Source organism: Caballeronia udeis (genome assembly GCF_001544555.2).
Classification (GTDB): domain Bacteria; phylum Pseudomonadota; class Gammaproteobacteria; order Burkholderiales; family Burkholderiaceae; genus Caballeronia; species Caballeronia udeis.
Genome location: NZ_FCOK02000018.1, coordinates 23,229 through 47,461, shown reverse-complemented (window position 1 = coordinate 47,461; position 24,233 = coordinate 23,229). Strand labels below are relative to the sequence as shown.

Below are 24,233 nucleotides of genomic sequence, written 5' to 3'. Positions count from 1 at the left end.
CCTGCTCCTGCAAGCCGGCTTCGGGAGGCCTACTCCCATCTTCAGTACAGCACCACAAGCTTTCGCTTGTGTTCGTGACACACTCTCATCGACACGCCAGCTCCTGCCAACTGGGCGTTTGTGATGCCGGAACGCCTTCTCCAGCACCGGAAACAGTTTGATGGTCCAACGATGCACGGCCGAATGATCGACCTGGATGCCACGCTCGGCCATCATCTCTTCCACATTTCGCACACTCAGCCCGTAGGCCACATACCAGCGCACACACATCAACATGACATCAAGCGGATAGTGCAGGCGTTTGAGCACGCGTGCGACGGTTGGATTCAGCAATTTCACCAAACTCTCAGGCCTTCAGGTTGTCCAGAACATCATTGCGCATGCTTATTGCGACACAACCCCGCATTGGCCCCAACGGATCTCCTGCTTTTTCACAAAACGGCTTGCTTTGTCAGCGAGTGCCGCACTATCCTCAATAAAAATGATCGATGAGCATTGGTCCTTTCCAGCCAAACTCAATCCCTTTCATTTTTTAATAACCCGCTTATTCACCCTCTGATTCACGTCGAGCAAGGATGGCCTCGGTGCCGCTCTCACTGGGACGAAGCCCGTCTCACGGGCGCGCCGTTCGCATTATCCTGTTTTATCTGACTTGAAGCGGGAGGTCGCTCTATTATTAGGATACCCATGTATAAATATCGGGGCGCTCACCAGGGGTTCGAACGATGTCGAGGCCACGGGTATACGGCATGCAACTCCGCGGCGCGTGAGGAGTTTGTCGCGGCAGACGCCGGCTGCGCAGCAGCTGGAGTAAAACAAACATCAATTCTATGAGGGTGCCGCAATGGGCTTCCTATCCATCAGGCGACGGCAGCGTATCGGTGTATTAGTGACGTTCGTCGTGATCACCCTGATCAACACTGTCGGAAGTAAGATCGCCTCCGCCAGGAACGTTAATGCAGGCGGTCTGGTGGTCGGCAACTTCACGAAGCCTGATAACGGCCGGTTTCACGCCGTTGTCAGTACCTCGCCATACACCTTCCTGCACGATCTCGGCACCCTTGGTGGGGTTGCTAGTCAAGGCGCGGCGTTTGACTGTGACTTCTTGACGAGCGCACACGCGCAACTGAACATTGGTCGAAATGTGGTGTGCATTAGAAATCTTCTGTTCATCGGGGCCAACGGGTGTCAGGACTTCGTCGCGTACACCCCCGAAGCGCCTAAGCGTCAATGTGAGAAAGCAGTAGCACATCTCATTCGCACGAAGACCGCGCACGGCGATGTGATCGCCCAGGACAATGGCGGAGGCGACGAAGGGTTGCTGGAGGCACTCGCAGCACAGCCACGTCCTGAAGCTGCGATAGAGGCCGGTCTGAAGCACAAATATCCCGGTATAGGCGTCGAGAAGGTGCACGATCGCATCTCGGGGCTGGCCCTGTGCGGCGCCAAGCAGAGCGACAGTCGTCAGAGTGGCCATGCCCCGCAATTTCGTCTCGCGGCTGGCTCTGCGATGTCCCATGCCATGCTTGTCGGGGCTTAACATGCTCGCCTTTATCGGCTCCCTGTCGCTACCGGAATTGCTGCGTTTGTGCGCACTCGTGGCACTAACTGTGGGGCTTATTTTTTGGCGTGCTCCTCGTTACCCATCTGAACGGACCGAAGCAATGAAGCTCCAGACCACCGCCCAACGCGCTCGCGATATCCAGTTGATTCGAGCGGCGCGTCGTGAATTGAATCTTTCTGAACACGCTTACCGCGACTTGATGAAGTCGGTAACCGGCCAGCGCTCGGCCCGAGATTTGAACGATAACCAACTCCACCGCTTCATCGAGTGTCTTAAGAAGATCGTTTCTAGACCCAAGCACGTAGATCAAGATGATTCTCACGATCCCCTATACACTGAGGCGCGTGCCTTGTGGCATACGCTCGCACTGGCCGGCCAGGTCGATCAGGATACCGACGACGCATTTAATGCCTACGTAAAGCTCGAGGTCGGTACCGACCACTGGCGCCTCCTGAACGACCACCAGCGCATAGCCATGGTCGAAAGGTTAAAGGGATGGGTACGTAGATCCGAACTTTCTTAGAAAGCGGGCAGATTCTGGTTTAACTCAGTAAAGCGCTGCCTCGCGACAAAGCGTTCAGCGCGCTGTTTACAATAAAACGAGACGCAGTAGATGTCACCCGAGCGCGCTCCCCGCCGAACAAGAGCCGCGTTTCATTTATCTTGGATTGGTGCCGATCGCGCGTATGGGCGCCCCTCCTCGACGCACAACCTCGGCCTCGCACGCGTTGGTGATCGACCTGACCACGCAGCCAGACGCGAAGCGCGACACCGACGCTCGTACAACCGTCGCATCAGGCAACTGCCGTTCTCCGCTCACGATCTCCGCGAGAATGTCGGACAAAGCGCCGGTATTGCCAACGGGATAGACCCACCCATTCACACCGTCCTGCATGATATCCAGCACCCCTTGACAGTCAGAGCTGACGCACGCGACACCCCTCGACATAGCCTCAGTGAGGACCGTCGGAAATCCCTCGGACTCCGATGTAAGTACCAGGGCGGAAACTGGTTCAATCGATTCCCAAGGGTGGTCCTGCCATCCCGCCCAAGTGATTCTGTCATCGATCGACAAATCCTTCGCGAGCGTCAACAGCCTTTCCCGATCCTCTCCGTCACCGATGATCGATGCGACCCAGTTTCCGGGAACGTCACCCAGCGCGCAGATGAACTCGCGTACGCTCTTTGGACCATCGTAGATCAGACGACCCAGGTACATGAAGTGAGCCCGCCCATCTGGCCTCGCTATAAGCGGCTCTCTGTGTTCGGTCTCCACGGGGTTATACACAAGATATGAATTACGCCGCCTAAAATTGGCGTTACCTATAAGGTGCGCATGATTCGCACCATTGATGCAAAGATGAAAATCCGCCAACCGCAATGAACGGTCATGCGACTTCGATACCAGCTGGTGAAACCACGACCCGATAGGCGTTGCGGACAGGAACGGCCGTCTGATGAGCCACGCAAGCCGAAGCGCCGCACCATCGGCGCAGATCAATACATCCGGCTTAAAGCTCAATACCGACGCCGGGAAGAGCGTTACGTACTTGAGATGCCGATGCCACCTCTGGTCCGTCGGACGTCCTATCGAACGATGGGGCAACCCGGCAAGCCACTCTTCGTGCTGGGATCCGCCTATCAGGAACAGCTTTGCCTCATGTCCCTGCCGGGTCATCTCCACGACTACGCGCCGTATCACTGTCTCCATCCCACCTCTGCCCGGTCGCCCGAAGCACAAGATCGCGATCTTCATTCCTTGTTCCTCCAATTTGCCTCCCGAGCCGATCCATCCCTATCCATCGGTGGACACGGCGTCTCAAATCCATCACAGCAATATCCCCCATCGCGTTCCACGTGTGCGTGCCCTGATATCCCGTTGGAGGGGTGCAGGTACCGACCACGCGCTCTGAATAGATTGTTTTGGTCAATTTGATTACTTCGCAAAAAAGCAATGAAGCCCCATACTCTTTTTCACAATTCTGTGCGGGTCTAATCAATTTTTTTTCCTTATCTATGAAAGGCCTACCCGCCATGCGCGCACATCGGCAATCCGACACAACCGGATTCATCGGATGACTAGTCCAGGGTCCGAAGGGACTAGCCGCGAAGTAGACGGACAGCTCGTCGTAGTTCGGTTCACCCTCGCGAGCGAGACTCGTCCACATCCACCAGGTTTTCCCGTCATGATAAAGCGTCGTGTCGGCGGCAATGACGTCTGTCATGATCGTTTTATGAAGCGCCCAACAGTCCGGAAATGGACAGGCTTTGTACACCTCTATCGTCCTGTTTTCCGATGTTTCTGGAATCATGTACATGTCGCCTTCGTATTCGAATATGAACGGATACGAAAGGTGATAAGGCCGGCTCAAGACGACTTGCAGCTCACCCGTCCAACGGTGAGTTGCCCCATCGATCATGACGTGACTGATCACCCCGCGGTTTTCGCTATAGGACAACTCTTCAAAGAACAGGTGGTACTGTCCCTCCCGGTCGCGCCACACGAACGGATCGGCCCGAAAGCGATCTGCAGAACCCGGCAGCTCGCACCATGATGGTCGTACCGTATCGACTGCATTGCCGGCGTTTGTGCAATCGATCACCGCGATCATCCAATGGTCTTTTCTATAAAACAGCCCCGACACTTTCCTGACCGCCCGGTAGCTTAGGTGACGAACAGCAAAACCGATCACATTGCCTGCGGAGACCGTTCCGCGTTCCATCACAATATCCTGCGGTGCCGCTGATATCGAGCTCATGTCTTTCAGGCGCTCTCGCGCTCTGGAAAGCAGACTCTCTCGCCGGCCGATGCACAGGTGTAGAGAGGCACAAAAGAATAATTTGTCGGGAATCGCTACACGCGATTCGCTTAGCAAGCAGATTTGTCTATCCTGCGGGGACAACCAAACAACCTGAATGTGCGGGGTAGCACCCACCATCAGGATCTTCCAAAGCGCCGCTATTCCTGACTTGCCGTTGTATAAAACGTGTAAATTCTCCTGCGCGGGTATCGCGACTAGCGAAGCCTCACTCACGCGCTTCGAGATCTTTTGCTCGATCAGCATCCACGCTCTAAGTGCCAGCGGATAACGTTCACTTCGCATGAACCACCTCTAACGAAAACAATACATCGCGGCATTGGACCGGTCGTCCCTCGTCTTCAAGATCAAGCGTTGCAGGGCACCTGCCTGAGTGGAGCCGTAGTGGATTCAACGCCGGGTGCACAATCGGGCGTGTTACATATCCACACGCGAGAGCAGATGGTTCTGTTTCGCTTCTCCCTCATGGCTTTGCCGAACAAACACGTCACTCCGCAAGACGAGAATGTCCACACTAAGGTGTGCACGACCCCGATACTCACTCGTTCGCTCCCGCCTGCGAGCGTGGTATTAATTTGATTTTGTTGAAGACAACGTGGCGTCAGCGCCCCATCGCGGCGTACTCTCCGAAGTATTCATCTTGATGCCTGCGCGACCTGACGACGACTTCGATCTCCCTAAGCATGCTGGCACCGGCAACAGGCCACCGCAGGCGTGTGCTGAATTGCTGGAACGCGCCCGCACATAAGCTGGCATAGCGCTCCCGATCTCGCAAAGTATCTGCAATATAACCAGCCCACCTCTCAGGCGAATCACCGAGATCAAACAGATGGCCGTTTTCCCCGCAACGAATAGATGTCGGTATTCCACCGGTCCTGTTAGCCAGGACAGGAACGCCAAAAGAACAGGCCTCGGAAAACACGTTCGCATTGCACTCCGCAATCGCCGGGTGAACAAGGAAAGCTGCATTCGTGAAGCAATCTCTGATGACCCTTGCCTCCGGTTCGCTGGCCTGCGAGAGAAAGCCGTGTTCGGTAGCCCATCGCCTATTAGCGCCGGGAGTCGCACCAATAATGGACAGATGCGCGGCAACCCCTCGTTCGATCAGCTTTTCGGTCACCGCCAACGCGAAGTCGCCACCCTTGCGAAACCACGCAGTCCCAACGAAGAGCAAGTTAACAGATTTAGCTGCTTGTCTTTTCGACGCCAGCTCACCGATGTCCGACGCAACGAGCCCGCTATGGAAATTGGAACCGAAGGGAATTGTTTTGACCCGCGATGGGCTCACACCGTAACGGGATATGGCGGACTCTGCGGCCCACTCAGAGTTGTAAACCGCGAGATCGCATGAACTCAATGCCTGACGTTCAAGCGCGTCTCCGTCCTGCCGGTTTCGGCGCGTCATCTTCCTAAACTCGGGGTAATAATCGACAATCGCGCCGAAGGTCGCATCAGTCCAGACTATCTTGGGAACGGTCGTCTCCAAAAATGCGACCGCTATCGTGCCGGGCGATACGACCGCGTCGACCTGCATCCCTTGCAGGCGTCGGCCAATCTGCGCCGAATAGCTTCTCATGACGGACGGCTCGCGTTCGAGTTGGTGAAGTCTACCGACCATTTTTGCGGCGACACCCCTTGCCAGCCCAGCCGCACTTGGCATCTTGCGCAAGCCCCCTATGTAGACAATTTCCGCACCGGCGTCCGCAAGCGCTCTCGGTATCTGGTAGCCGGCGCCAGACCACGCGTTTAGGTCGTTTGAGTCATATGGCGTCACATATGCAATTTTCATAAGGCATTTCCGCAAGGAAAATCCGCATCGACATCTCAAACGCAAGCTCCGCCTTGCTTCATCGCAACCGATCCCGCCTGTGCTCCCGACGAGACCCGGATCGGTCTCCTCCAACCTGCACCGGGATGAAACAAGCAAGCGGCTCAAAGACATGAGCACGACTTGGGCATAAAGCCGGACTCCTAGCTCGCGCGGTGCGTCAGACCGTGTCGTTAGCCAATGTTAACCAGATGATATTCCGTAAGACGCCGTAACATCCGTCTAAAACCCGCATCTATCCGCCTGTGTTCATGAAGATGGGCCTCAACGCCTCTGAAAGCAAACTTCCGGTACTAGGCGTAACCGCGAACCCACGAGCGCAGCAGAATAAAAATTATCGTAAATTGCTTTGCACCCCATAGCGCCTGACCCAACCTTCTGTCGTAGGGTTTCCTCGCGCGGCCCATTGCATCCGCGAACAGTCTGCTGTACTCAACATCCAGGTTACGTCTGTAAGACGCGCCACCCGTGATCGTTTCCTGGTAGCGACGAAATGCCGCCAGCGGCCGTGACACGCCATAAAAGCGCGAGCCGTGCAATTTGAATTGCAGGAATAGCTCTCCGTCCCAGCACACCCTGTTATTTTCGTTGAAGCCTCCCGAGGCACGATAGACACGTGAACGGAAGAAAAATCCCTGCTGGAAGAGATTGATTGCGCCGTATGCAAAAAGCCGTATTCCGAACAGCGACGGATAATAGCGTCTGACCAGTTTGTCGTGCTGGTCAGCCACATATCCGCCCCCATGCAACACGTCGACCTCGCGCTCGCGACTAAAGAAGTTGTCGACAAAACTCAATGCATCTGGAAGCAGGAAGTCATCGGCATTGACAAAATAGTAAATCTGCCCAGTCGCTCGACTAAAACCGTGGTTCAAGCCGTCCGCGGGACCGGTATCGGCCTCGAACACGGGAATCACGTGGTCTCCATATGAATTTATGATTGAACGGCTCTCGTCTGCACTCCCCGGGTCGACAACAATCATCTCCACGTCGACATCTCGTTGAGAAAGCACAGAGTCGATGCATCGACGAAGATATTTTCCCTGGTTATAAGAAATGGTCACGACCGATATCTTGCTCACGTCCCCCTCCTTTCTCTTGAGAACCCAAAAAACACCGCCAAAAAAATGACCGAATTCCGAATCAGACCGGGCCGCTTGATAAAGGGCCTTGATGCGGAACCGCGCTCTCATCACTTCGGAATGTTGAAGGCGTACGATTCATCAGGAGTCCTCGATACAGTGCGTCGAGCTGGTCGCCGTACGCAGACTGGCTGTACTGAAGGCGCACGAATTCCCGGTTTCGCATCCCCGTCTCTGATACAAGTTCAGGATTTCTCAACGCCGACTCAATCGCAGCCCGCAGCGCTTCCGAGTTGCCCGGCGGCACCACGGCGCCGTGGCGTCCATCCTCGACCACGCTCCCGGCGTTCGGCGTTGTAATCACGTAACAACCGCAAGCAAGCGCCTCGAACACCACCCGGGCCGACCCTTCTGCAAGTGACGGAAAAAGAAATATTGGAATCTTTTTCATAAGTACTGCTAACATTTTTCTAGAAACAAATCCCACTTGGTGAACGTTGTCTCTCTTCATGAACAGTTCGTAGTCCTTTGCCGTGACTTCGTCGATATTGCCGGCAACTGTTAGCACCCAATCAGACTGAGGAATAGATTCGAGAGCTTGAATGACGAGATCAAAACCCTTTCTTCGGGAAACCTCACCCGCAAAAAGGATATGATTCGCGGCACGGGATCCCGTATGCGGCCCGGAAGGGATACTTTCTGCAAATTTCTCGTCAAGACCCTGATAGATCACGCTGACACGCTCGCGCTCTATCTGGTGACATATCAATGTCGTCTTGACCAGTTCGGAGTTGGCGAGAATGTGATCGGCGGCCTCTATATCCGCCAACACATGTTTCCAGGCAGGTGAAAGCCGCGTCCCGGCGATCACATCGCACCCCGGAATTCGCCCCTGGTTATGGACCATGAAATCAAACACAAGCGGGCTCACGACCGAGTGATCGCACAGACACAACATTCCTCGTCTTTTTGCAAGTTTTACTGACCATCCACCGTAGCCAGCTCTGTAGTGGTAGATATCGGCGTCACTGCTCTTGATCGAACGGCACGCTAGCCAGCCGTAGGCCCACAACCCCATACCTTGCATCCATTCATTGACCCGATGCAGACGAAGAGCCCGAACTGAGGCCACCCCGGCCTGAATAAGAAGCTCCGGAATCCAAAGCGGCTTGACCTGGCGCTCTTCCAACTCCGGGTTCGCTCTGTCCATGAAGCGCAGCATCCCCGGCGACGCAAGCCCAATCTTCTTTTCCACTGCTTTCGCAAGCCAACCCTTCGGATAGGCGCCAGTCAGGAAAAGCGCCAGCGTCCCGCGTCTGACGGCCTCGACGGCAGCCGTCACAAGGTGGAAGCGGAAGACGCCATTCGAAATGATCACCTTATACATCGCGGACTCCAGCATATCGACCCTGCATGGGAATCGGGATTGTCTGTTCACACATCGCCCTTTCGTTCACTGCGGGGCTAGTGATGATGCTCGCCTGGGAGTGTGTTCATCGAAGAATTCCCTGACGTAGTAGTAGCATGTGCAGATCATCACAACCTCCGTAAGCATCATGGCGGCGGTTGCTCCGTCGATCCCAAAATGCTTGCCGGCGAGATACGACGCGCCGACACTGAGTAAGGACGCACTGATATAGACGATGGACAGGCCGGCAAGCTTGTTGACCGCAGCGAGCAGGATCAAACCAACCTGATAGGACCCTGAGAACGCGGTGACAACCAAGAGAAGATTGAAAAGTCCGGGAATGTAGGCGATCTTCGCGTGCGTCCACCAATGCAGCAAAAACGGCCCGATAAAATAGAGCACGGCCGCGCCACCTAACGAAGCCACCACCGTCGCGAGCGTACCGTAGCGATACAACTCGTGCATGGTCCCGTAAGCCTTTTCTCCGTATCGCCTGGAGAACTCCGGCCAGAGAACTCGACTAAGCATGTTGATTAACTGAAAGGCGATCCTCGATAGCGTCCGATAAGCGCTGAACACAGCCAAGGCCGGTGTTCCGAACATGGTACCAATCAGGATCACCATGCCTTGGATGCTCAGTGCATTTGCTGCCGGTAAAGCCAGGAACGACAGGCCAGGAGCGACCATGCTGAGCAGTTCAGCTCTGCTTGCGCCACGAAAGCTCCACCGGTAATTCGGGTAGCAGCATATCTGGTAGATGCATGTAGACGCCGTCGCAATCAGGCGTCCGGCCAGCAACCCCAATCCAACATCGACGAGCGTGCCTCCCACCATCAGTCCGACGAGGCTGCCAAGCCACTCCGCGAGTCGCGCGAAATTCAGGGCCACGACGCCCAGCGCATAGCGGTCGCATACGCGAAACACCGCTTCGAACAGGCCCGTGTAAATGCACGCAAGATCTGCAATTACCAGCAGGGACAGCGTCAATCTGTGCTCAAAGCTCGCGCCCCAATCGCCGACATGGATGAACCATATAGCCGGAAGTACCACACAAGCCACTACCAGGATCACGGCTGTTGCGAAGCATAGAAGGCTCTGGAAAATCCGTTCTGCAGCCTTGATGTCACCCATTGCTGCGAGGATCGCCATACGATTCATGCCGACCGACAGGATGCCGATGTCCACGGCCGACAGATACGCCGGAATCGCGGCAAGCAACAGCCACTCGCCGTAACGCGAGAGGGGCCAGAAATGCAGGAACGCCGGTAGCGAGATCAACTGGATGGCGATGGTAACAACCTGCCCGAAAGCATTCGCCCCCAGGCCGAGCGAAATTCTATGAAGCGTTCGACTCATGTTCTCAAGGCACCATCGATTAGACGGGAGGACAGTCCGTCACTTGACCGAGTGTCTTTCCGGCTGCGGGCGCGGTCCGCATGACGAACCGCCGTTCACGTTTTCACGCGGCGAGCACATGCTAAAAAAAGACCCCGATTTCATTCGTTGTAAGCGAACGCCTTGAATCCGGCGAGCGTAACAAGCGCATCCCTCTTTGCTACCTGATAGTCGTATTGCACCATTTCTTTGACGAGCGCGTCGAACGACGTGGTTGGCGACCAACCTAGCTGCATATGCGCTTTGGTCGCGTCGCCCATCAGGTTTTCGACTTCGGTCGGCCGGAAGTAGGCCGGGTCAACGCGCACGATCACGTCGCCGCGCTGAACGCGCAACTGCTTTCCCGAGACCTTCTCGACAACCCCTACCTCGTCGGAACCGCTTTTCTCGAACCGGATGGTGATGCCAAGCTCAGCCGCCGCAGCCGACACGAACTCCCGAACGCTGTACTGAATGCCTGTGGCAATTACGAAGTCCTGCGCCTCAGGCTGTTGCAACATCAGCCATTGCATCTCTACATAGTCCTTCGCGTGCCCCCAATCCCGCAAAACCGATAAGTTCCCGAGATGCAGGCAGTCCTGGCTTCCGACCGCAATCCGCGCTAGCGCGCGTGTAATCTTGCGGGTAACAAAGGTCTCACCGCGCACGGGTGATTCGTGATTGAATAGGATACCGTTGCACGCGAAGATCCCGTACGCTTCCCGATAGTTCACCGTAATCCAGTAGGCATACAACTTTGCTACGGCGTACGGGCTTCTCGGATAAAACCGCGTAGTTTCGCTTTGTGGCGTCTCCTCGACCAGACCAAACAGCTGCGAACTCGACGCCTGATAAAAGCGTGTCTTGCCCTGCATTCCAAGCGTGCGGATGGCCTCGAGAATGCGCAAGGTACCCACTCCGTCTACATTCGCCGTCCATTCAGGCTCATCGAACGACACTGCAACGTGACTCTGAGCCGCAAGATTGTAGATTTCGTCCGGCTGCACACGCTGGATGATGCTCAAAAGGCTCATCGAATCCGTCATGTCGCCGTGATGCAAGACGAGCCGACGATCCACTGCATGGGGCCCCTGGTAGAGGTGATCGATCCGATCGGTATTGAACAGCGAGGTGCGGCGTTTGATCCCGTGAACCTCATACCCTTTGTCGAGCAGAAGTTGAGCGAGATATGAGCCGTCCTGGCCGGTAATGCCCGTGATCAAGGCAACCGTTCTATTCATTGAAAACCTCTTGCGAGCAATGTTTCGGATGAAAGGGGGTATGGTCGGGTGCGGCTAAGCCTCATGCGCGTTGTCCCATTTGTAATACTTGCTGTAACCGGACTTGTACGCGAACGCTCCGTTCGGAACATCCGTCACAAGAATGCCGCTTAGTGCCGCGCCTACGTGCCCCAAGCGCTTGCCCGCTTCCGCGATTTCTTCGGCCGAATGCTGTCCATACCTCACGACCAGCAAGGTAGTGGACGCGCATTTGCACAGTAGTGCGGTGTCGGTTACCGCAAGCAACGGCGGTGTATCGACAATCACTATGTCGTACTCACGGGAGAATTGCGCCAGGATGTCCTGAGCGCGGTGGCCCAATAACAGTTCATCAGGTGCCACGATAGGCACCCCTCTTGACAAGAAATCCACGCCGGGCATCACGTCGTGCATGACCAGTCCCGTTGCATCCGTGCCTGCAAGCGCGTTGGCGAAGCCGGTTTCGCAACCACGTCCGAAATAGGTGTGCAGGTTGCCGCATCGCATGTCCGCGTCGACCAACAACACTCGCCGTCCCGCGACCGCCGAGACCGCTGCGAAGTTGACTGACAGGAACGACTTGCCCGCATCGGGGCGCGTCCCGGTGATCATTACCATATTGTTGCCGGCGCTGATAGATTGCCCCTGCAGCGCGGTCCGGAGCACCCGCAGGCTCTCTACCGCTACGTCCTGGGGCGCTTCGAGCGCCAGCACGCGTGCACCGTCCCGGCCGCGCCGCAAGCGCCGCTGCATATGCAACTGCCGATCGCTGTGAGGCACCACGGCATAAACTGGAATACCGGAGACCCTCTCTATTTCTACCGACCTCTCTACATGTTGGTTGATCGCTGTACGCACCCGCGCCACGGCAATACCAAGTACCACCCCGAGCAAAACCGTGGCAGACATCACGAACCGCCGGTTTGGTGCGACCGGTTTTTCGGGCACCACCGCGCTGTCGACCAGCCGCACGCCACCGATCCGCCCGGCCTTGATAACCCTTAGCTGCTGCGCACTATTCAGCAGGTTCGTATAGAGTTCCGTATTGACTCGAACGTCGCGCGACAAGCGCAGCGCGGTCTGCTCCGTGTCCGGGAGCGCAGCCACACGCTTGGTCAACACGCCCAACTCCTGGGTGAGCAATGCTATTTGGGCATCGAACGTGCCGACCGCTTCATGCGACGGCTGGAAACGTTGCGCCGCATCGGCGCGCCGCTGTTCGAGCAACATTGTCCTAGACTTGTTATCGACTATTTGCTGCAGTAACAAACGTCCTTCTTCGCTAAGGTCGACGGTGCCTTTTTCATTTCGGAACGCGTTATATCGCTGTTCAGACGCTTCCAACTCGTCGCGCAGCACGGGTAACTGCTGCTCGAGGAACGCTAACGAGTGCTCAGCCTCCGCCGACATCCTGTTGACGTTTTGGGCTACATATTCGTTAGCCACCGCATTGACGATCCGCGCAAGGCGCTTCGGATCGTGTCCATCAAGCGAAACCGATACGAGACCGGACTGCTTGCTTCTTTCGGTAATGAACAGCGTCTCCTGGAGGTCCGTGATCGCCTGCAATTCAGACGCGCGGGTCAATTTGAATTCCGTATCGGGTCGTGCCCGAAGCTGACTCACGTTTAGTTCAACGCGTCCGCTGGCGCTCATGGCCGAAACGTTCTCACCCACTTTACCGCGGGCGAGCACGCCACCGTCCGGATCTACGAGCTCAAACGATCCGTTATTTCCCGCAACGACGAAAAATTCTTTCCCCTCAAGAGCGGGCGGAACATCAAAATGCGATACGTTTATTTTTGCGCCACCCCACGAGTACTGCGACAGTCCGAACACCGGAGCTGCCGGCTGGTCTACCGGATGATGCAAAGCCCACCACGCACCGATCACGGGAAAATAGCGCGGAGCGGCTTGAATATCAAGATTCAACTTGCGCACGGCTGCCGTGATGACGAGACGCGAACGCATCAACTCCATTTCCGTGTCGGCGGTTGTCTTGGCCCTTGAGTCGAAGATCTCCTGCAATTGGCCGACCTGCTCGTGATTATCCGGTCCGTCCGCTTCCACCTGGATACTTGCATCTGCGCGATAGACGGGCGGCGCAAAGCAAGCGTAGGCGAAACCCACTACCAATACCGCGCACGTTATTGCAGCTATGATCCGCCAGTTGCGAAGCACGAAAGCAACGTAGTCACCGACACGAAAGTTGTCATCATTCGTCGAATCCATTGGAATGCTTTCTGAAGCCTGATTCATAGGATCATTTCCCACGTTCGTTCCTGCATGACTTTTCCAATGCGGACTACTGATCGCTGACGCAATGCGTGCGCCAGCATGCACGGGCATCTATTAGATTCGAATCCTTTAGAACCGCTTGACGCTTCCGATCATACGCAGCGGAACTGATGGCGCAACCGGCTTGACCGATGCGGACAACATGTTGGCGCGTGAGGAACAGCCGGTACTATTGTCATCTCGATAGCAACCGGCTTAAGCGATATGCTTGGGCGTCACCGAAGCAACCAAACACGTTCCGAAGGGAAATCTATCGCATTCAATTTTGATTCGTTTTGCTAAATCATTTTTATCGAAAGACTTAACGGAGATCCTTAGTTGCCATCGAGAAGAGACGCCATAAGGGCATGCCTCGCAGGCTGCGCGCTTAGCATGACAAGCACGGCCCAGGCACCCACGAAGCAAGCGAGGCCCAATCGTTTTCCGACAAATGACACGCTCGGCACACGCAGGCCAGTGCTGCCCTTGGAGAAAATCAACGCTCAGCCGTTTCCTCCAACACCTGCCGAAGTGCTTTGCATTCAAGCCAAAGAGCACATCAATGTCATGCAGTTCGGTGCCAGGGGGGATGGTCATGCGGACGATACCGCAGCCTTCAGAGCGGCCATCTCGCACGCGTTCGATACAGGCAGGAGCGTCTACGCTCCTGCCGGCTGCTACCTGATAGCGGAAACGCTGGAGCTATCGCACAAGTACAGCCCTAACGAAAAGGACCTTGCAAACAACGTGACCGCCATCACGTTGACCGGTGACGGCCCGCACTCCACGTACCTCCTCTGGGCCAGCCGGGTGCCAATGTCGAGCGCAAAAAAACCCATGATATTTCTTCAGGGCTTTGTTAGTCTCAGGCGACTCGCACTGGTGGGTGGCCGGAAGTATCTCGGGGATGCTTACCATACGCCGTTCTATGGTGTAGTCGGTAACGGGACGTTCTGGCGGAACGTTTTGGAGGAAGTCGATATCCGATATGTGGGCGTTTGCTTTTCAGGCGGCGTAGCTTCTCGGTTCTCAAGGTCGGGGAAACACGGCTTCGAGATCGATCCACCGTCCGGCGGAACCACCATGACCGTGGACTTTGCGCAGATGCAATTGCGCAATTGCGTATTTCGCTCGGAGGTTATCGAATTCTCAGACGGAAGCCTTGATCCCCTAGCGGTGCTTGACAGCAGCGGGCGGAGGTTGCTGAGCCAGTGCTTCGCATTCGAGGCCGCCAGGCAGCAAAGCGTCAACGTTGAATTCGACACGTGCTCGTTCGAAAATGCAAACGACCATGCGCTTTACACCCTGCAACTTACCAACGCCGGCGACATCCAGTTCAGCAACTCACTTCTATCGGCTCCGTCGGTCGCGCAGCAGCACACTTATGCCATTCACGAACAGTGCGACTCAGGAGGTTCCAACATCTACCTGGACCATTGCTATCTGATGGGCGGGATCGCCAAGCTAAACACTACGCAGGGGATCTTGCGCATTCGAAAATGCAACGGCGAAAACGTGGTCGCCGATGTCGCCTATAAGGGCGTTGTCGATTTGATCAACATCGGTGGACTGGGTACTACAATTGATATCGATGGACTGGACATCGGGCGTGGACGCTTCGATAAGCAACTTACACTCAGCTCTGCGCAGCAGCAGCTCGACGCGACAACCAACCCGGCGGCTAACACCAGCGCGGCATTCGATCATCGTCTCTATAGCCTTCGGAATATTACCGGTGTGGCGGCGGTGGGATGTGGACATGAAACGTTTGCACTCTCCGCGCGCACGGAATGTGCGACTAGTCTGGTGTCTGATTACGCTGCGGCGATCGGAGTGCGGCGCCTTCCTGTTTCATACATGTCGGACGATTCCTTTGATGCTGAGAGCCTTATCGGTTTCGCGTCGCCCGTTCAGCGCGGCGGACGATGGCTTTATGGCGCATCGCTCGACACAGCGAACTCCATTGCGTGGTTCATTGCGGTCGACCCGGCCACTTGCTACGATTTTTCCGCAGACGTATTCGTGCAGTTGAGAGCTAACGCGGTGCCGGGCGGCGGCGATGTCGGCGTGCAGGTCACGTTTCATGATGCAAGCAAACTCCGCCTTGGCGAAGGCGTGAACGCCGGCGTTTTCCTGCTCGGTGGAGTAGTGCCCACTAACGGTTATGGCTTTATCCAGAATGGGCGCACGACCACGATCTACTCACAACATATTGTGCCGCCGGCAAGAGCCGCCTTCGCCCGTGTTGAACTGACTGCTCGCCCGTCTTCCAGACAATACCTGGCGGCGGCGCTTGGCAACGTCCTCTTTGGCCCTTCGGGCGCCCTCTATATTGCGCCCGTGGTCGCCTTGCCGACCTTCTCGGCTCCGTCCATGCCGGCTCTCGGCACGTGGACACAGGGCGACTTCGTATGGAACTCAGCGTCGAGGCATGGCCGGCCGGTGCCAGGCAATGGCGAGGGCGTGCTCGGCTGGATAAGAGCGACGAGCAGCAACGCGAATGTGCCGGAGGTGGACTGGCTTGCTGTGTCACGTGCTTCACCTGCTTGAAGACCAAGAGCTGACCAGTCTCAATGCCCCATCTACCGCGACACTCCTCCTCATCCCTCATTCCTCATTCCTCATTCCCAAGTCCATATCATCATTGCTTTCTTAATTTTATTAAGATTCAGCGCAAAAATAAATTGGAAGTTTTGTTTTAATAACATATTAAATGTTGTTAAATTTCATTAACTTGGCATGACATAGTTTTAAAGATGTACTATTGGATGGAATGGCGGGGCGCTCAATGCTTTCAGTTTTATCACCTCGTTTGACCACGCAGTGGTTTGAGATGTGGCCACGTCAAACTATCCCGATTGTAGGTCCTGGGCGTCTCGCGTTTCCGTGATCGTATGAGACACAGCAGTGAAAGTATGTTCCGGGCCTGAGGGCAGCCTCACTCAGCCTCACTACCATCATGCGACGACTTACCCAATCCGGCGGAGCCGAAACGAGTCCGTGCGAACGTTTATGTTTGTGTCGTCGGAGAATGTCTGGAAAATGCAGAAAACCAGGTATAAGGAGAAAAGTCCAATGTAATGTGCGATACCGAACAGTTGAAAATTGATAAATAGTTTCTTGTTTTTATAGAGAAATTTACGGCCGATCTTGTTTTGATTCAGCATCTGCATCGGCGAAGATAACGATTGCGGGTGGTAGTGAGCACTTGCTGTTTTTAATTCTCAATCAATAAAATGGCGATTTAAAGAAAATTAGATCAATTGTCTTTTGATAAGAAAATATCCCGCCTCCCCATGGCCGATATACGTCAGTCCATTATGGAAATAGAAAAATCAGCCAAGGCCAATAGATCGTGTTTGGGTGCGGCGCGGCAGGTTCCCACCGCTACGAAGGAAAGCAATCCTTCCTATTAAGGAGGTTGTATGCGCGACGCTGAACGCAATCTGCAACTGTTGGGTCTCGACGCGGGTGCGCCAATTTTTAACTGGAACGATGTGACTGCGCAAGTCGGCATCGTATTTTTCCTGGACTCCGAGCATGGCGCCTCGGACAACGTGTCGGACACAATCAACTGCGTGTTGCACGTGATCAATGAGATGCCGTCGCTGGAGGGAGCAGATGGCCGTATCTATAACGTGCGGCTATTGCTCACACCTCGAACCGGTCCTCACGCGCCGATCGTCACGCAATACGGCCTGGAACAGCGTGAAGCACCAACAAGCGCATCGCCCGCAACCAGCGCTCACGTCGACTCTGCGCCTGCTCGACCATGGACCGCGCGCTTCCAGTTCAATGATGGAACCGGGAAGACTCATCTGAAATCCCAAGTTGCTGCGTCAAGAGGCAACGAGAAGATTCTTGCGTCCACAAAATGGCTGGCAACGAACTGTGACCGGCTGATCTCAGTTGCCGATGCCGCCCGGGCCGTGGCAATGAGCAAGCGCAACTTTCTGCGACGGTTTCGGGAGGAGATGGGTGTGACACCCTCAGAGTACTTGCTGTGCGCGAGATTGAACCGTACTTGCCAGTTGCTCAAGGAAAGCAATCTGCCGATTGACAAGATCGCCCGTCGCAGCGGGATGGGCAGCGGTGCACGGTTAGCCAAGGTCTTTCGCAAACGACTCAACATGTCACCGACAGCATTCCGCGCTCGGGCACGCGTTGAAGTTACCCGAGCGAACTTCCCGAGTGAGATGCCGGGCCGAAGCACCAACAGCGATGAGCGCCTCGCGGACGGTCTGCCAACGTAGGAAGCGCGGAACCTGACATGAACCGATTCTGGACTGACACGCCTACGCCGGCATCTTTACCTATGACACCTGCCGCGGGAGTAACGGGACTTGGTCCTGTACCCATGATTCCGATGCTGATTGGAACGGGTCTGCTTTGGCTGTTATGGATCGACCCGGCGTGGGGCGCTCAGCTTAGCTTGATTTTTCCGCTAAGCTTTTTGCTGGCCGTCATGCCACGCTATCGTGGCCTGCTCGACTACCGTGTCGTGTATCTGTTCTCAATGACAGTATGGGGTTTTAACCACTGCTATGGAGTCGCGTTGCTAGCGCAGAATTCAGGCGCGCTGTTGCAGCAGTACACCGGCGCACTCACCATGTATGGTTACGGCGTAGTCCTCTCGACCATGTTGGTGCTGCTCTTCTGGACGGATAAAGTCGGCGTCGGAGTCCCACCTCAGAAAGCCACGAAATGCAAAGCTGGACGCGAAACAAAAATCGGTGTGCTAAGGCTGTTATTTTTCATCTCGGTGAGCCTTGCGTACGCCGTCATTGTGCAACTCGAGTCGTCCGATATACCCCTTGCCTCCGTCCTGGGTTCGTTCATGGTGGTCACGTTCGCAACGATCCAGGCGTCGTACGCTCAGCGTCATCGTTGGGGCCCGGTTGCGTTAATGTGTATTTATACAAGCGCAGTATTTTCATCGAGTGCCGCGAACCGGACCACCATGCTGGCGCCGATCGCCATCACCTGCCTCGCTGTGCTAGTCGCGGTGCCGAGCTTGAACTGGCGCGTTATCTCAGGCCGGACCGCTGTGTTATTAGCCTTGGTCGCCGGCATCTCGCTTCTTGCGGACTGGCAAAAGCAGATGGGTATGTCACTCATTACAGCTATGACCTCGGATACCCGCGGACTTCCCGGCATTGGAGCGGCGGCCGAAAACAGCAACTACTTCGCCCATAGCGACGCGACCGCGGACTATCTCCGATACCTCCAGTACATCATCGATCACCAGCTTTACCATAACGGTTCGTGGTTCATGCAACTGATCAGTTCGTTCACGCCGCGCGCGCTCTTCCCAAACAAGCCGACCTACGACGTCTCCGCTATTCTCTACGACGAAAAGATCGTTGGCATGCCGATGTACTTCGATTTCCTTTTTGACCGGATCTCAGACTCCGGCATGTCCGGGATCCTGCTGTACAACCTTGGCTACCTTTGCCTGACACGGAGCGTCTATCGGATATATAGTCGCGTTCGCCAGGCCCGTCCCTATGGACTGGAATGCGGTCTTTACATTACCTCACTAGTCACGCTTTTCCTCGTCATGCGCGGGCCGATCATCCTGATTGCGTGGTTCTATCTGTTTCCCATGACCGCTATCGTCATGCGCAATATCGTGATGCGGATTTTCCGCTTCACAAGGCAAATGCGAGGGTCGGTCGGGATTCGTTAAGGCTGTGATGTGATGGACGACCCCCTCCCCTCGGGGTAGGCATATGCCAAAGTGGAGAGGTCGTGACTTCCACGGCAGAGGAGCGTTCATCATGAAGATAGAGACCGTTGGATTGGATCTGGCAAAAACCTTGTTTCAGGTTCATGGAGTGGATTCGCAGGGGCAATTCGTCGTACGCAAGCAACTGCGCCGCGCTGACGTACTGCCGTTTTTCGCAAAACTCGAGCCATGCGTAGTAGGCATGGAGGCGTGTGGGTCATCGCATTATTGGGGCCGGGAACTCCCGGAGCTCGGACACACCGTGCGCCTGATTGCCCCGCAGTTCGTTTCGACCTTACGTAAACAGCAACAAGACCGATGCGGCCGATGCCGAAGCAATCTACGAGGCGGTAAGGCGACCGCACATGCGCTTTGTGCCGATCAAGACCCAAGCGCAACAGGCGATGCTTTCAGGGGTCGCCTGTATTTTGAGGCAGTTTACCGGGCTAGCGAACTCTAGCACTGGCACGGGTTTGCGAGGCGGCCCTATTTAAATATTCCTATAAATCAAAGAGTTGCTGTTTGGGTGTTTGTCTCACCCCGCTCCGACAATTGCGTTCCGCGGCACCTTTATGGGTAAGGCTTCCTGCTTCTCATGCAGTCGCGGTATGGACTGCGACAAGACAAGCGCGCGAGGTCGTTGATTTACATGTTTGTGCGGTGCGGCTATTCCGTTTTCATCCGAATCGTGAGCGCACCCCGAAACAGACGAATCATTTAACCAACGACTCCACAGGCGCGCATTAAATCCGTGTTCTAAGGATCGCGTCCGCGAATTCGACGAAGCCAACACCCCTGGACCGCTGGTGACCCACGCGGGGGGAACGGGAAATTGTGGTAAGTAACCGACAATAGTGCTCACGCCCGCCGTATGTTTGAAGAAGCCGAACATCGGCCCATCGTTTGTTGAGTCGCCGGAATAGGCAACCAACTCAGTAGCGGCCTCAGCACTAATACCAAAGGTTTCGGCAAGCACCCGGATCGATATCGACATCGACATCGACAACTTGTCGTAGCCGCCAATCCAGCCTAGTGCCCAAAGATTATTGATGGTCGCATCAGCCCCTGCGTCGACGAGTGCTTCGACAATCCGGTCATCCACGTCCGTCCCCGTACGTTTTGTAGGCAAGACTGGTTAGCCGAAGCGCTTGATCGTCGGCCTGTCGAGCCTCAGGGACAGCCTCCTCGACGACCCCGGCGATCACCTGAAGTTGCTTCTGTATGTTGGCAATGCTTCCCGGAGGATGCCAGTAAACCTGCTCGACGCTGTGGCCGTTTGGCTCATGCCTGAGAAAGAGGCCGCCGTTCTCGGCAATCACGCCATCGACCGGCCACATGCGCGCCATCTGATCACACCACCCAGCAGGCGCGGCGGTAACAGGTACCACTCGAATGCCGCTTGCCTGCAACCGCTCGAGGGCCATGTATGTGGCTGCGGCCAGACGACCCTTGTAGGTCAATGTCTCGTCCATGTCGGTAAGTAAGAATTGGACAGTGGAAAACTGAAGGGGCGGCGCTAAAGACAATGTCTGCATGATCTTTTATCGAATGATTGCCCGCAATTATGAAGGTCGACGCGAAAATTGTTCTTCCTGTTTCTCGAATGTTTATCTGAAAGAAGGCTAAAGACGAGCTGAGAGACTCATCAGGCTGCTAACGACCACGTCCAATGCGTCAACGGACGCGGTCGCGAATTCAACGACTTATTGTTCTTGTTCAATGTCTTTTCGATACCAGACTCGCGCGCGCAAAAACTAGACCCATCAAGCATGAGCGATGTTTTCGTTTGAAATCCTAAAGAATCTGACGTGCGCCTTTAAAGCTTTCGCCTGATCCACTAACGAACCTGCAGCGGCCGCCGCTTGTTCGACTGAACTGCACCCCAAAAGTTGGACACCCGTTCAACTTTTGGGGTGCAGTTCATCGAGCGGGCAACTTTTATTTCTCTGTTCCTGCGCGCTCAGCGCTTCGCGCACCGTCTTGACCAGGAAATTCCGGTCGTACGGTTTGTCTAACCAGGCTATTGCGGCCGCAGCCAACGCCGTCCGTCGGACGCCCATATCGTCAATCGAACCCGTTAAGTCCAGGCATATTCAGATTCCGCATCACGTATGCGGGACGGTAGGCTGGCGTTGCGGATAGGCGATCCAAAAACACACTGCCATCTGCAAAGGCTGCGGCTTCTATGCCATGTGAGCGGAGAAGTCGGCTGGTAGCCATAGCTACGGGTGCGTCGTCGACCACAGCGACCCGCGCGTTGGTGATGCTCATGTCGCCCTCCTGTCAAACGCGGAACCGGATGCGGGAGCAGGTTCAATCCGTAACGTGTGCGCGTTGGCTGGAAAGGAGTTCCCGTGGCGTATCGCCAGCGCTCCAGTTATGAACAAAAGGTACTGCTGTTGCCCTTTCCACCCGTTGGTGTTCCAGCGCGGGGCTGCCCCTGCGCATACTTTTTCATCCTGTTACACAAGCCTGAGCATCACAAGCGACGCGTACCGTCTCTCACGTCCTCCGTGAGCAATACATTGGATTGCGAAACTCTACCTGCCGTTTCCGAAGACCTACACCGCGATTTCCGGAGCGGGATTTCATTGCGTTACCGATAGCGACGGCCACCGGTGTGCGGGCACACGCTGATCGGCAACCCACTGCGTGATGAATGGCACAGCAGCCCGACCGTCGTTGTCTGAGGGATGCCCCCGTTGGTTATATAAACAATCTAAACATATCGAATTCATCCTTCGCTTTTCGCGACACCCGCGTTTACATCTCTGCGACGACCCATCTATGAGCAGTATTTCTTTGACTATTCTCAACGTCAGATTTGTTATGTTTGGCGCCGTGCCCGTCCCTAGTTGCTGCGGACTCTTTGGCTACCTCGAGTTCAACGAGTTGTCGCGCTTGCCGCCAGTATTCGTCAGCGCAGCCCTCGAGACTGCCGTCCTGCTTCCAAAGTTCATCCGCGCGTGTCCGAATGCGCTGCTCCAGCGTAAGCGCTTCCAAGTGAAACCTCGCTGTGTTGATGGACGGTTCCGAGTTGCTTCTCCTAGCTGGGACCGGTCGTGGTTGCAAAGGCAGTACGGGATCCTTATCACGGTACCCCTGTCTGGACAGACCCTATTTGATCTGATCGATCGGGCCGATTATGTCGGTCCAACACCTCCGATAGGCTCGTCAGCCTTTCCAATAAAACAGCAGCATGCTTCGTCGTGAAAACGCTCACCTCCGAGGCATTCAGCAAATCATGAATACGATTTCGCCAGTATTCAGGTCGAGTGACGGGGTCTTGTTCCGCTATGACTCGGCCGTTTTGCGTTAGTCGCTCGAGTTCGACAATCATTCTCTCAATATGAACAAGCTCTTGTTGTGCATAGTCATCGACGCTCATACGTTACTCCTCTCAAGGTTCTTGTTCTTCACCGACAGGTGTGTGCGACTGGTGCTCAGTTCTCGATCGGTCTCGCTCCCGGGAGGCCGCGCCCGTCGCGACGTGGAGCGACGCGGCGCTCACCCACGACAAAGCGTTCAGACGACGGACGATTTCGCTCAGTTCAGCGAGCGAGATCGATTCAAATACGACGGTCATTTCCTCCAGGCCGCTCTTCCTTTTGCAGTGCACGGTCGTCCGCTGCGCCTGCACTGCATACCGTCCAAACGCCTGCCAGACGGAAACGACTCTCAGTTGGCCCGTCGCAGCCCGCACGGTGATGCTCGGCAGTGCTGGGTTAGCCGGATGCTCATATTGACTTGTCATTGACGTTAGTACCGAGTCAGCGGTGGGTTGTTGGTGCTCATAGGGGCAACGTACGCACGCAGGACAGAAAGCTGTAGGGAGCGACGCACGTCACGCTCATCATCCCGCAGGGTTCCTTGCGGCTCGGTTTGTCCCGCGTTACGAATCGGCGTCCCTGGGTAGGGGCGCTGTCAAGGTCGGCGACGCATCACGTCCCAAAAGTGATGATGGTCCATCCGACGGAGTAGCCGCTCGCGCCGATGCTCGCGGCGATAGTGACCAATGATCAACGTCGCCGCCATGGCGAGTACGAATGAACCGACCACCACGCCCACCCAGGATATGTTCATGGCGAACTCCTATTCTCGTGTTCGACTGCCCGTTTGCTTTACTGTAGATGCTGACCGCCGTTAATCGCAAGGTTGGCCCGGGCACAATCGCGGCCTCCCGCGAGCATAAATACAGCACGAGCGCCGCCTCCTCGGGCTGCCCGAGCCGGCCGACCGGGATCTGCGGAATGATCTTGGTATCGAGCACCTCCTGCGGCACCGCGGTCACCATCTTGGTCGCGATGAATCCGGGCGAGATCGTGTTGACCGTCACGCCTTTCTTCGCCACTTCGAGCGCCAGCGACTTCGTGAAGCCATGCATGCCGGCCTTGGCGGCCGCGTAGTTCGTCTGGCCGAAGCCACCCTTGGAGGCGATGATCGACGACACATTGACGATGCGGCCCCAACCACGCTCGACCATACCTTCGCACAGCGGATTCGTCATATTGAACACCGAGTCGAGATTGGTCCGGATCACCGCGTCCCAATTGAGCTTGTCCAGTTTCTTCACGCTCGCATCGCGCGTAATGCCCGCGTTGTCGATCAGAATGTCGATCGGGCCGACCTCGTTCTTGATTTGCTGCGCACATTGCTGACAGGTCTCGTAGTCGCCCACGTCGAGCGCATAGGCGTGGAATTGTCGGCCATCAGCAGCCATCTGCGCGAGCCAGGTCTCGGCGCCCGTATTGTTCAGCGAATGCGTGACCACGACCGTATAACCCGCGTCATAGAGCTTGACGCTAATGGCTTCGCCCAGCTCGCCCATGCCGCCTGTCACCAAGGCCAGTTCCTTTGCGATAGCTCAATCTCCTCCTATCGGTCAGTGATTAAC

Annotated in this window: 19 protein-coding genes and 3 pseudogenes; 6 read left to right on the top strand and 16 right to left on the bottom strand. The window is 55.7% G+C overall.

All coding sequences use genetic code 11. From position 1 onward, the window contains the following. Positions 1–81: 81 nt before the first annotated feature. Positions 82–339 (bottom strand): annotated as a pseudogene (locus AWB69_RS15105) (IS6 family transposase); the annotation flags it as partial. Between the two features lie 505 nt (positions 340–844). On the opposite strand from AWB69_RS15105, the gene AWB69_RS15100 reads away from it, so the two are divergent. Together AWB69_RS15100 and AWB69_RS15095 are read left to right on the top strand one after the other, a co-directional pair. Beyond that, on the top strand, positions 845–1,540 hold the full coding sequence (locus tag AWB69_RS15100; RefSeq protein ID WP_062086002.1) for a hypothetical protein: 696 nt from the start codon (positions 845–847) through the stop codon (positions 1,538–1,540). Between the two features lies 1 nt (position 1,541). Next, a complete protein-coding gene (locus tag AWB69_RS15095) occupies positions 1,542–2,087 on the top strand; it encodes a regulatory protein GemA (protein ID WP_197500238.1) in 546 nt (181 codons plus the stop codon). A 135-nt stretch (positions 2,088–2,222) separates the two neighbouring features. On the opposite strand, the gene AWB69_RS15090 is transcribed toward AWB69_RS15095, so the two are convergent. From AWB69_RS15090 to AWB69_RS15055, 8 genes are all read right to left on the bottom strand, one after another. After that, positions 2,223–3,275, bottom strand: a complete 1,053-nt coding sequence (locus AWB69_RS15090) for a glycosyltransferase (RefSeq protein WP_075643920.1) — start codon at positions 3,273–3,275, stop codon at positions 2,223–2,225. Beyond that, the gene (locus tag AWB69_RS15085; RefSeq protein WP_062085996.1) at positions 3,223–4,629 is read right to left on the bottom strand and encodes a glucosamine inositolphosphorylceramide transferase family protein; all 1,407 of its coding nucleotides are present in this window, start codon (positions 4,627–4,629) and stop codon (positions 3,223–3,225) included. The genes AWB69_RS15090 and AWB69_RS15085 overlap by 53 nt, the downstream gene beginning before the upstream one ends. A gap of 355 nt (positions 4,630–4,984) precedes the next feature. After that, complete coding sequence (locus tag AWB69_RS15080) at positions 4,985–6,172, bottom strand: glycosyltransferase family 4 protein (RefSeq protein WP_062085994.1); 1,188 nt, start codon at positions 6,170–6,172, stop codon at positions 4,985–4,987. 332 nt (positions 6,173–6,504) lie between these two features. Next, on the bottom strand, positions 6,505–7,293 hold the full coding sequence (locus AWB69_RS15075; RefSeq protein ID WP_197500237.1) for a glycosyltransferase family 2 protein: 789 nt from the start codon (positions 7,291–7,293) through the stop codon (positions 6,505–6,507). A gap of 61 nt (positions 7,294–7,354) precedes the next feature. After that, positions 7,355–8,680 (bottom strand): glycosyltransferase, encoded by a 1,326-nt coding sequence (locus AWB69_RS15070; RefSeq protein WP_062085990.1) that lies wholly within the window; start codon positions 8,678–8,680, stop codon positions 7,355–7,357. A 66-nt stretch (positions 8,681–8,746) separates the two neighbouring features. Beyond that, positions 8,747–10,057, bottom strand: coding sequence for a lipopolysaccharide biosynthesis protein (locus tag AWB69_RS15065; protein ID WP_062085988.1), 1,311 nt, complete (start codon positions 10,055–10,057; stop codon positions 8,747–8,749). A gap of 140 nt (positions 10,058–10,197) precedes the next feature. Beyond that, a complete protein-coding gene (gene gmd / locus AWB69_RS15060) occupies positions 10,198–11,316 on the bottom strand; it encodes a GDP-mannose 4,6-dehydratase (RefSeq protein ID WP_062085987.1) in 1,119 nt (372 codons plus the stop codon). A gap of 54 nt (positions 11,317–11,370) precedes the next feature. Next, complete coding sequence (locus AWB69_RS15055; RefSeq protein ID WP_062085981.1) at positions 11,371–13,593, bottom strand: GNVR domain-containing protein; 2,223 nt, start codon at positions 13,591–13,593, stop codon at positions 11,371–11,373. 504 nt (positions 13,594–14,097) lie between these two features. On the opposite strand from AWB69_RS15055, the gene AWB69_RS15050 reads away from it, so the two are divergent. From AWB69_RS15050 to AWB69_RS15030, 4 genes and pseudogenes are all read left to right on the top strand, one after another. Beyond that, the gene (locus AWB69_RS15050) at positions 14,098–16,161 is read left to right on the top strand and encodes a glycoside hydrolase family 55 protein (protein WP_231937117.1); all 2,064 of its coding nucleotides are present in this window, start codon (positions 14,098–14,100) and stop codon (positions 16,159–16,161) included. 875 nt (positions 16,162–17,036) lie between these two features. Beyond that, positions 17,037–17,864, top strand: a complete 828-nt coding sequence (locus tag AWB69_RS15040; protein ID WP_062085978.1) for an AraC family transcriptional regulator — start codon at positions 17,037–17,039, stop codon at positions 17,862–17,864. A 17-nt stretch (positions 17,865–17,881) separates the two neighbouring features. Next, positions 17,882–19,300 carry a hypothetical protein gene (locus AWB69_RS15035; protein WP_156528858.1) on the top strand — a complete coding sequence of 473 codons (1,419 nt, stop codon included), beginning with the start codon at positions 17,882–17,884 and terminating at the stop codon, positions 19,298–19,300. 91 nt (positions 19,301–19,391) lie between these two features. Next, positions 19,392–19,752, top strand: a pseudogene (locus AWB69_RS15030) (IS110 family transposase); the annotation flags it as partial. Between the two features lie 122 nt (positions 19,753–19,874). On the opposite strand, the gene AWB69_RS49370 reads toward AWB69_RS15030, so the two are convergent. From AWB69_RS49370 to phbB, 7 genes and pseudogenes are all read right to left on the bottom strand, one after another. Then, positions 19,875–20,441, bottom strand: a complete 567-nt coding sequence (locus AWB69_RS49370; RefSeq protein WP_231937116.1) for a hypothetical protein — start codon at positions 20,439–20,441, stop codon at positions 19,875–19,877. After that, positions 20,434–20,874, bottom strand: a complete 441-nt coding sequence (locus tag AWB69_RS49365; RefSeq protein ID WP_231937115.1) for an HAD family hydrolase — start codon at positions 20,872–20,874, stop codon at positions 20,434–20,436. Before AWB69_RS49365 ends, AWB69_RS49370 begins: the two co-directional genes overlap by 8 nt. Positions 20,875–21,403: 529 nt before the next feature. Further along, complete coding sequence (locus AWB69_RS48665) at positions 21,404–21,610, bottom strand: response regulator (RefSeq protein WP_062085973.1); 207 nt, start codon at positions 21,608–21,610, stop codon at positions 21,404–21,406. 492 nt (positions 21,611–22,102) lie between these two features. Further along, entirely contained in the window at positions 22,103–22,342 is a 240-nt protein-coding gene (locus tag AWB69_RS15015; protein ID WP_062085971.1) for a DUF2934 domain-containing protein, read from the bottom strand. 88 nt (positions 22,343–22,430) lie between these two features. Beyond that, positions 22,431–22,727: a hypothetical protein gene (locus AWB69_RS15010; protein WP_062085969.1), complete on the bottom strand. Its 297-nt coding sequence runs from the start codon at positions 22,725–22,727 to the stop codon at positions 22,431–22,433. 536 nt (positions 22,728–23,263) lie between these two features. After that, positions 23,264–23,422 carry a hypothetical protein gene (locus AWB69_RS47705; protein ID WP_156528857.1) on the bottom strand — a complete coding sequence of 53 codons (159 nt, stop codon included), beginning with the start codon at positions 23,420–23,422 and terminating at the stop codon, positions 23,264–23,266. A gap of 38 nt (positions 23,423–23,460) precedes the next feature. Next, a pseudogene (gene phbB, locus AWB69_RS15000) lies at positions 23,461–24,167 on the bottom strand (acetoacetyl-CoA reductase). Positions 24,168–24,233 lie beyond the last annotated feature (66 nt).